The organism is Streptomyces sp. NPDC057253, assembly GCF_042669125.1.
GTDB lineage: Bacteria > Actinomycetota > Actinomycetes > Streptomycetales > Streptomycetaceae > Streptomyces.
Genome location: NZ_JBHUXV010000020.1, coordinates 109,805 through 118,831 on the forward strand (window position 1 = coordinate 109,805; position 9,027 = coordinate 118,831).

Consider the following 9,027-nt stretch of genomic DNA (forward strand, 5'->3'; position numbering starts at 1 on the left):
GTCAATCCCGTGCCGACGTCCCGATCACGTCGTCCACCCCACCCGCCGGAGCCGGGATCGCCGCGGCCGCCGCCCCGTCGCCGTCCCCGTCGGTGTTGATCTTCTCGATGATCGCGAGGCGTTCCGGGGTGTCCTCGGGCTTGATGAAGCCGATGAGGATGTAGAGGACCAGGGAGACGGCCAGCGGGATCGAGACCTGGTACTGGAGCGGGACCCCGCCGTCGACGTTCCAGTTGATCGGGTAGTTGACCAGCCAGAAGGCGAGCAGACCCATCGACCAGCTGGTCAGCGCCGCCGTGGGGCCGGAGCGGCGGAACGGGCGGAGCAGGCCCAGCATCATCGGGATGGCGATCGGGCCCATCAGACCGGCGACCCACTTGATGACCACCGTGATGATGTCCTTGAAGGCGGGGGAGTTGACCTGAGTCGCCACCGCCATCGACAGGGCGAGGAAGACCACCGTGGTCACCCGCGCCGCGATCAGGCCCGTGCGCTGCCCCCACTCCCGGGCCCGCTTGGACAGCACCGGCGCCGCGTCCCGGGTGAAGACGGCCGCGATCGCGTTGGCGTCGGAGGAGCACATGGCCATCGTGTGCGAGAAGAAGCCGACGATGACCAGACCCAACAGACCGTGCGGCAGCAGCTGTTCGGTCATCAGGCCGTAGGAGTCGGAGCCGTCGGGCTTCTGCGACTCGACCAGCAGCGGCGACATCCACATCGGGAAGAACAGGACGACCGGCCACACCAGCCACAGGACCGCCGACAGCCGTGCCGAGCGCTCGGCCTCGTGCGCGTTCGCCGTGGCCATGTACCGCTGGGCCTGGTTGAGCATGCCGCCGTTGTACTCGAAGAGCTTGATGAAGAGGAAGGCGAGCAGGAAGACCGTGCCGTACGGCCCGACCAGCGGCTCCCCGTGGCCCTGGAGCTCCGGCTCGTCCCAGGCGCCGAAGAAGCCGATGCCCTTGTCGTTGAGCTTGAGGACCACGGCGACGAACATCGCGATACCGGCGAGGAGTTGGATGACGAACTGGCCCAACTCGGTCAGTGCGTCGGCCCACAGGCCGCCGATCGTGCAGTAGACGGCCGTGATGCAGCCGGTGATGAGGATGCCCTGGTTGAGCGAGATACCGGTGAAGACGGACAACAGGGTGGCGATGGCGGCCCACTTGGCGCCCACGTCCACGATCTTCAGCAGCATCCCCGACCAGGCGAGCGCCTGCTGGGTCTTCAAGTCGTAGCGGTTCTTGAGGTATTCGAGCGGGGAGGCCACATGGAGCCGTGACCGCAGCCGGTTGATCCGCGGCGCGAACAGCTTCGAGCCGATGGCGATGCCGAGCGCGATGGGGAAGGACCAGGTGACGAACGAGGTGACGCCGTAGGTGTAGGCGATGCCCGCGTACCCGGTGAACATCACCGCGCTGTAGCCCGACATGTGGTGCGAGATGCCGGACAGCCACCACGGCATCTTGCCCCCGGCGGTGAAGAAGTCGCTGACGTCGTCCACCCGTTTGTGGGACCAGATGCCGATCGCCACCATCACGCCGAAATAGCCGATGAGCACGGCCCAGTCGAGACCGTTCATATGCGCCCTCCCAGGGATCAGCCCGGCGCTCATCGTGGGCGCCACTACGTGGACACGACAAGCTGGCGTCGGGTCAAAGGGAGGTAAAGATATTCGCGATGATGGCCTGCGTTCACCTACATGAACTCACCGCATCAGCTCCCCGGCGTTGACCAGCAACGATTGTCCGGTGATCGCCCGCGCCCGGTCCGAGGCCAGGAACACCGCCGCGTCCGCCACGTCCGAGTCGGTCGCGAGATCGGGCAGCGCCATCCGCTCGGTCAGCCGCTCCAGTACGTCCGCCTCCGGCACCTTCTCGGTATGCGCCGTGAACTGCACGTACGCCTGCACCGGCGGCCCCCACATCCAGCCCGGCAGCACGGTGTTGACCCGGATCCGGTCCGGCCCGAGCTCCCGCGCCAGCGAGTACATCGCGCTGGTCAGCGCCCCCTTGGACGCCGCGTAAGCGGCCTGCCGCACCTGCGAGGGAGAGGCGACGGCCGACTGCGTCCCGATGAACACGACCGCCCCCCCGCCCGCCGCCCTCAGTCCGGCCAGGCACGCCCGGGTCATCCGCAGCGACCCCAGCAGGTTCACGTCGATGACCGACTGCCAGGTCGCGAAGTCCGCGTCCTCCAGCCCGCCGAAGTAGCTGTCCCACGCGGCGACATGAACCACCGCGTCCAGCCGCCCGAACCGCTCCAGGGCCAACTCCGCGAGGGCCACGCACTGTTGCTCGTCGGTGATGTCGGTGGACCGGTACGCCGTGTGCGCCCCGTCCGGATCGATCTCGGCGGCGCTCTTCGCGAGGTTCGCCTCGGTACGCGCGCCCAGCACCGCGTTCCCGCCGTCCCGTACGACGGCCGCGGCGACCTGATGACCGAGCCCGGCCCCGACGCCCGACACCACGACGGTCTTCCCGGAGAGAAGTGACATACCCGCGGCCTCCCTGATTTCCTGCCCGGTCCCTGACTCTGGCGAATTATCTGACGGGGCGTCAGAGTATGGGCGAGCGCTGGAGGAGGGAAGGTCCCATGTCAGAAGAGACCCGCAGCGAGACGTACGCCGAGCTGGCCGCCGTAGGCCCCTACGGAGTCCGCCCCGGCCACGCCCTGATCACCATGGTCGAACCGCATCCCGGCCACGAGTACGCGTACAACCGCTGGTACGAGGACGACCACTACTACGCGGGCGCGATGGCGATGCCCTGGATGTTCGCGGGCCGCCGCTGGGTGGCCACCCGGGACCTCCAACTCCTGCGCGTGCCGGAGAAGTCGGCGGTGGCCGAGCCGGTGACGGCGGGCTGCTACCTCTCCACGTACTGGGTCACCGAGGGCCGCTACGACGACCACATGCGATGGACGGTCGCGATCAACAAGCGCCTCAACCGGGACGCCCGCGTCTACCGCGACCGCACCCACGTCTTCACGGCCTTCCAGGACCACGAGTCCACGGTCTACCGCGACGGCGCGGCGGGCCCGAGGGACTTCCACGCCCTGGACCACCCGTACGCGGGCCTGGTCCTTGAGGTGATCGACGCGGAATCCCCGGAGCGGCGGGGCGAGTTGCTGGACTGGCTGATCACCCGCCACCTCCCGAAGCGCCTGGCGGGCTCCCCGGCAGCGATGGTGACGGTGTTCCGCCCGACGCCTCTGCCCGGAGACCGCATGACGTACGTGAAACAGGTGGAGGGCGTCGACACCCGCGTGACACTGCTGTGGTTCCTGGAGAGGGACCCGAGGGAGTGCTGGGACCCCCACTTCACTGAGGTGGAAGAGCCGGAGATGGGCCGCCGGGAGCTGCTGGCGCCTTTCATCCCGACGATTCCGGGCACAGACAAATACGTGGACCAGCTCCGCTAACCGCCTTTAGGGGCGCGGGGAACTGCGCCACCAGCCCCCACACACCCGCAGCCGCACGACTACTTCAACTCATCCGGACAAGGCGTCCCCCGCGGCACCGTATAAGGCGCCGCCAACCGATACGTCCCCGCCCGCGGAGCGACCAACATCGTCCACTTGTCCCCGTCCCCGTCCTCCGGCGTCTCCATCAGACACCCGTTGAGGTTCTCGAAGACCTTGGGCGAGGCGTCCTGCTCCTTGGACGCCTCCGTCTCCTGCGGCGGCTTCACCTTCTTGCCGTCCGCGTCGACGATCGACAGCCACGGCGAGTAGGGGATCCGGATCAGGATCCGCCCGGCCTTGCGCACCCGCATGGTCATCTCACCCTGCGCCGCCCGGTCCACCACCGTGTTCGGGGAGGCCAGCGGCGCCGGGTCGGTGACCCGGAACAGCTGCCAGTTCGCGTCGCCCCAGATCTGCTTCAGATACGGCATCCCGCGCTGGACCAGCTCCCGCTCCCGCTCGCCCCCGCTTCCGTCCGGCTCGTCCTTCGGTACGACCACGAAGTGCACGGCCCAGCGCTGGAGCCACTCGTGGTAGTTCGCGGAGTTGAGGGTGTCGTCGTAGAAGAGCGGGTTGCGCTCCATGTCGGCCTGCCGGTTCCAGCCCCGGGCGAGGTTGACGTACGGCGCGAGCGCGGACGCCTCGCGGTGGGAGGCGGCCGGTACGACCTCGACGCGGCCCTTCTCGGCGCCGACCTCCTGGAGTTCGTTGACCAGGGGGGCCAGCTCGCGTGCCCAGGAGGCGGTGGGGGTCGTGTGGACGATGTCGTCGACCGACTTGAAGCCGATCCAGACGGTGAAGCCGACGAAGGAGACGACGACGGCGTACCACTTGCGGGAGCGCGGCACCGTGAACGGCAGCGCGGCCGCCAGGGCCACCCCCGCGAACAGCATCGACAGCCGCGAGATGTTGGAGCCGATCTGCGAGCTGACCAGCCAGACCAGGACCACCGAGAGGCTGTAGACCCCGGCCGTGATGCGGACGGTCGTCCACTCGCGCGGCACGAGGAGGTAGACCAGGACGCCGTAGGCGAGCGGCAGCAGCACCGAGGCGATCTTCATCGGCTGGGTGCCGGAGAACGGGAACAGCCAGGCGGACAGGGCGACCACCACGGTGGGCGCGATGCCCAGCGCCCAGGCGCCCGGACGCCGTTTCTGGAGGAACAGGGAGACGGCCACCAGGCCCACGAACAGTCCGGCGACCGGGGACGCCATGGTCGCGAGGGCGGCGAGCGTGGCGGCGCAGGTGGCCTTGGCCCCGCGTTTGTGGCGCCAGCGGTGCGGCCAGCAGAAGACGACGGCGACCGCGCCGAGCGCGAAGACGGTGCCGAGGCCGAAGGTCACCCGGCCCGAGGCCGCGTTGCACAGGAAGGCGTAGACGCCCGCCAGCGAGGCCCACAGCGGGTTCTTCACCGACCGGCTGCGGATGAGGATCAGGGTGAGCAGCGCGGCCGAGACGGTCCCGGCCAGCATCATCGTCGTACGGACGCCGAGGACCGACATCAGATACGGCGAGACGATGCTGTACGACACCGGGTGCATGCCGCCGTACCAGGCCAGGTTGTACGCGGAGTCCGGGTGCCGGCCGACGAACTCGGCCCAGGCGTCCTGCGCCGCGAGATCGCCACCACTGTTCGCGAACGTGAAGAACCAGACGATGTGGAGGAGCCCGGAGAGCGCGGTGACGGAGAGAACGGGGTGCCGCAGCAGCCGCTCGCGGAGCGCGAGGAGGGAGGCTCGGACCCTGCCCCGCATGCCCTCGGGAGGGCTGTCGTGTCCGGTCTCAGGGTCTGCGGGCACCCGTATTCGCGGGCCGGTACCCGGGCCCGGGTCGGTCTCGTCGGCGCGTGTCGGCTCCGCAGTGGCCACCTGAAGGCACTCCCCGTGGTGTCCCGTCTTCATTTTCCGGCCGCGTCCCAGCGGCGACCTGCCCCGGTTCGTGACGCTAGCACGCGGCCCGCCGACCGGAACCCGGGCGGGGTCCGGCCGACGGGCCGAGATGGTGCGTCCGACCCGTTTCCGGGTCAGCCGACGCGGGTCAGCTTGTCGGCGAAGCCCGGTTCGGTCAGGTCCTTCTGAAGGGTGACCGGGACCTTGACCGCCGCACCCTTGCCGTCACCGACGGTGAGGGTGCCGACCTTGGTGCCGGCCTTCGCGGTGTGCGGTACGTCGTCGGCGGCGAAGGACAGCTCGACCTTCAGGCCGGACCAGCCGACGGCGGTGACGTCCTGGGTCAGCACGACGGGCGTGTGCCCGCCGAGCCCGTCGTCGACGTACCCGACGACGTCGCCCTTCTTCAGGATCGTGGCGGACTTCAGCGCGTCCTGGGCCGCCAGGACCAGCTGCTTGCCCGCGTACAGGGCGCCCGCGAGGATCGTGTTGTCCTCACCGCCGGCGGGCTGGCGCACGACGGCGCCGATGATCCGGTAGGTCTCGCCGTTCACCTCCTTCTTGGCGGCGAAGACGAGGTTGCCGAGGGCCGAGGTGGTGGTGCCGGTCTTGATGCCGACGACGTTGTTGTAGCCCACCAGGCGGTTGTAGTTGTTGTGCTTGTTGCCCTTGTAGTCGACGTACGACATCACGGCGGCGACCTCGCGGAAGGCGGGCAGCTCCATCGCCTTCCTGGCCAGCTTCACCTGGTCCACGGCCGTGCTCACGGTGGTGTTGTTCAGGCCGGAGGGGTCGGTGTACGTGGTGTTGGTCATGCCGAGGTCCTTGGCGGTGGCGTTCATCTTGCTGACGAACGACTTCTCGGACCCGGAGTCCCAGCGGGCGAGCAGTCGGGCCACGTTGTTCGCGGACGCGATCAGGATGTCCGTGAGGGCCTCGCGCTGGGTGATGCTGTCGCCCGCGGTCACGGGGACGGTGGACTCGTCCTTGGCCGTGACCTGGTCCTGGGCCGCCTGATCGATCTTGATCTTCGGGCCGTCCTCGCCGGACTTGAGCGGGTGGTCGCGCAGGATGATGTACGCCGTCATGACCTTGGCGACGCTGGCGATCGGCTGGGGCTTCTGGCCTCCGGTGGAGCCGAAGGTGCCGACGCCCTGGACGTCGAGGGCGGCCTGGCCGTCGGCGGGCCAGGGGATGTCGACCTTGCCGCCGTCGAAGGTGTACGTCTGCTCGGCGGTCAGCTTGAGGGCGGGGTCGGGCAGCGGCCGCAGGGACTGCGCGATCGCGAACGCGACGAGCAGGAGCAGGACGAGGGGCGTCCAGATCTTGACGCGGCGGGCGACGGTGCGGAGGGGGCTGGGCGGGGGTGGCGGAGTGTTGGTCAGCTCGGCCAGGAGGTCCAGTGGGGGCTTGGGGGGCAGGGGCTGCTGGGTGGTGCGCTCGGGGCCGACCTGGGGGACGGCGGCGGTCACGTCCGCCTTGTCCCGCGGGGCGCGTGGCTCGTCGAGCGGCTTGAGCGCGACGAACTTGCTGGTCCGCTCGACCTCGGCCTCCGGCTCCGGCTTGGGCGCGGGCGCCGGCTTGCCGAGCTTGAGCATGGTGGTGGGTTGGTCCACGGGGGGCCGGGGAGCCTTGAAGACAGCGGTGGGCTGATCGACGGGAGGTTCTTCGTCGTCTACGGCGGTCTCGGCCTTGGCTTCGGCGTCGGGGGCCTGCTCGTCGTCGTCCGTCTGCGGGTCGGTGGGGGCTGGTCGCGCAGTTCCCCGCGCCCCTGGGGAGTCGGGCTCACCGGCGTCGGGATCGTGCTCCTCGTCGTCGGCAGGCTCTTCGTCCGCTACGGCCGTCTCAGGTGCCGAGGCCTGATCGTCCTCGTCCTCGTCCTCGTCCGTCTGCGGGTCCGTCGTGGCCGGTCGCGCCCGCGCGGCGGTAGCCGCAAATTCGGCACTGTCCCGCGCCCCTGAGGAGTCCGGCTCGTCGGCGTCGAGGTCGTGCTCCTCGTCCTCGGCGGGCTCTTCGTCCGCTACGGCCGTCTCGGCCGCCGCGTCGGCCCTGGCGTCGGAATCGGGCTCCTCGTCGGCTACGGCCCTCTCGGGGGCCTCCTCCGAGGTGTCGGCCTTGGCCTCCTCCTCGCGCTCGTCGGCCGTCTCCGTCTTGGTGACCCACTTCGCGACCGCGTCCCGGAGGCGTTCGTCGCCGTCCTTGGAGTCGCTGGAGGGGTCGGGTGCGTCCTCCGGGGCCTCAGACGGGGTCTCCTGGGCCTCGGGGGACTCGTCCGAGGGGTCGGTGTCCTTGGGGGCCGGTTCGGGGTCTGAGGGGCTCTCGTCGGGCTTCTCGGGGGTCTTCGGGAGGTCCCGTACCGAGAAGATCCTCGTGGCGGTGTCGACGCCGCCGAGGGAGACGGACTCCCGGGCCACCGCGAGCCGGGGGTCGGGTGCCGAGCTCCTCGCCTCGGGAACCGGACTCGCGGTCCCCGACGTCGGTTCTGCCGACGACTCGCGCTGCTTCGACCTGTCGGGGGACTCGCCCGCCACCGATGCCTCCTCCATGTGCCGCACGTGATCGGTATCCGTCATCGTGCGTCTGCCGAACCGTTGATTCGCCGCCCGGGCAACCGCCACACCACGCTGTCCGAACCATGTACCAGTGTCCTGTGTGTGGCCCTGCCCCAGCCGGTAGACGAGAACGACATACCTACTGGTTCCACTACAAACAGGTCACGCACCCTCGACAGACCAATGTGAGAGGGGTCACCCTGTCGTACATCCACGCGGGGAGGCATGGATGGGCAGGAGCCGCAGAACACTTCCGGAGGAGCTTCTGCTGCTGGCGTTGGACCCGGCCACGGGTACCACCGCACAGCCGCAGTCGCTCGACCTCGGTCTGGCCGGAGCACAGCTAGTAGAGCTGGCGCTGGCCGGACGGATAGCCCCAGACGGGGATCGTATCGCCGTGGTGGTACCACGGCCGACAGGAGATCCGACTTTGGACTGCGCGTTGGAGTTGCTGCGAAGGCGTGGCGCTCCCGTGCGGGCAGTGAACTGGATCGGCGGGCCGCGTCTCGGGCTCCGCCAGACCTACCTCTCGCATCTGGAGCGGTGCGGCATGGTGCATGCCGTGGCGGGTCAGATGTGCGGAGTGCTGCCGACCACCCGCTACCAGGCGACGGACAACGAGATCAGCCGGGAGATCAGGTCCCGACTGGACTCGGCGATCCGCACCGGCGTACCGCCGGACCCGCGGACCGCAGCGCTCGCCGCCCTGGCACACGCGGTCGGCCTCGGCAAGCACCTGTACCCGGGCAATGAGGGACGCTCGTCCCGCTCCCGGCTGCGGGATCTGATCAGGCACGACCCCATGGGCGGCCTCGTCGCGCACGCGGTGATGGACGTCCAGAACGGCGTGGGCGCACAGCCACGCCGCAGCCCGGCACCGGCCGGCCGGCAGGCCGCCCCCGGAGCCAGGCCCGCGCCGGAACCCGCTCGTGGTGTTCCGATGCAACCGCGCCGAGGACCGATGGCGCGCGCCGTGGCCCACTGAGCCGCAGTCCCACGGCACCGGGAACAGCACGAACGGCAAGACCCGCACCACCCGCACCGCCACAGCGCCGCACCGTCAGTCCCCACAGACCGGTTCGGGAGCCGCTGGTCCGCGCGGGGTGACGGAACCGTACGGT

6 protein-coding genes are annotated in these 9,027 nt (G+C 69.7%); 2 read left to right on the forward strand and 4 right to left on the reverse strand.

The window, feature by feature from the left end:
* Nucleotide 1: 1 nt before the first annotated feature.
* Nucleotides 2-1,582, reverse strand: coding sequence for a sodium:solute symporter family protein (locus tag ACFULQ_RS14125; RefSeq protein ID WP_383542753.1), 1,581 nt, complete (start codon nucleotides 1,580-1,582; stop codon nucleotides 2-4).
* A gap of 126 nt (nucleotides 1,583-1,708) precedes the next feature.
* Nucleotides 1,709-2,497, reverse strand: coding sequence for an SDR family oxidoreductase (locus tag ACFULQ_RS14130; protein WP_383542755.1), 789 nt, complete (start codon nucleotides 2,495-2,497; stop codon nucleotides 1,709-1,711).
* Nucleotides 2,498-2,595: 98 nt separating this feature from the next.
* On the opposite strand from ACFULQ_RS14130, the gene ACFULQ_RS14135 reads away from it, so the two are divergent.
* Complete coding sequence (locus ACFULQ_RS14135; protein WP_383542758.1) at nucleotides 2,596-3,423, forward strand: hypothetical protein; 828 nt, start codon at nucleotides 2,596-2,598, stop codon at nucleotides 3,421-3,423.
* A gap of 59 nt (nucleotides 3,424-3,482) precedes the next feature.
* On the opposite strand, the gene ACFULQ_RS14140 is transcribed toward ACFULQ_RS14135, so the two are convergent.
* Together ACFULQ_RS14140 and ACFULQ_RS14145 are read right to left on the reverse strand one after the other, a co-directional pair.
* Entirely contained in the window at nucleotides 3,483-5,333 is a 1,851-nt protein-coding gene (locus ACFULQ_RS14140; protein ID WP_383542760.1) for an MFS transporter, read from the reverse strand.
* 155 nt (nucleotides 5,334-5,488) lie between these two features.
* Complete coding sequence (locus tag ACFULQ_RS14145) at nucleotides 5,489-7,927, reverse strand: D-alanyl-D-alanine carboxypeptidase (RefSeq protein ID WP_383542763.1); 2,439 nt, start codon at nucleotides 7,925-7,927, stop codon at nucleotides 5,489-5,491.
* A gap of 208 nt (nucleotides 7,928-8,135) precedes the next feature.
* Here ACFULQ_RS14145 and ACFULQ_RS14150 point away from each other — a divergent pair, with 208 nt between their 5' ends.
* A complete protein-coding gene (locus tag ACFULQ_RS14150) occupies nucleotides 8,136-8,891 on the forward strand; it encodes a GPP34 family phosphoprotein (RefSeq protein ID WP_383542766.1) in 756 nt (251 codons plus the stop codon).
* The last annotated feature ends 136 nt before the right edge of the window (nucleotides 8,892-9,027 follow it).

Coding starts and splice junctions, on each gene's coding strand:
- ACFULQ_RS14125 (WP_383542753.1), bottom strand. CDS start 1,582: ATGAACGGTCTCGACTGGGCCGTGCTCATCGGCTATTTCGGCGTGATG.
- ACFULQ_RS14130 (WP_383542755.1), bottom strand. CDS start 2,497: ATGTCACTTCTCTCCGGGAAGACCGTCGTGGTGTCGGGCGTCGGGGCC.
- ACFULQ_RS14135 (WP_383542758.1), top strand. CDS start 2,596: ATGTCAGAAGAGACCCGCAGCGAGACGTACGCCGAGCTGGCCGCCGTA.
- ACFULQ_RS14145 (WP_383542763.1), bottom strand. CDS start 7,927: ATGACGGATACCGATCACGTGCGGCACATGGAGGAGGCATCGGTGGCG.
- ACFULQ_RS14150 (WP_383542766.1), top strand. CDS start 8,136: ATGGGCAGGAGCCGCAGAACACTTCCGGAGGAGCTTCTGCTGCTGGCG.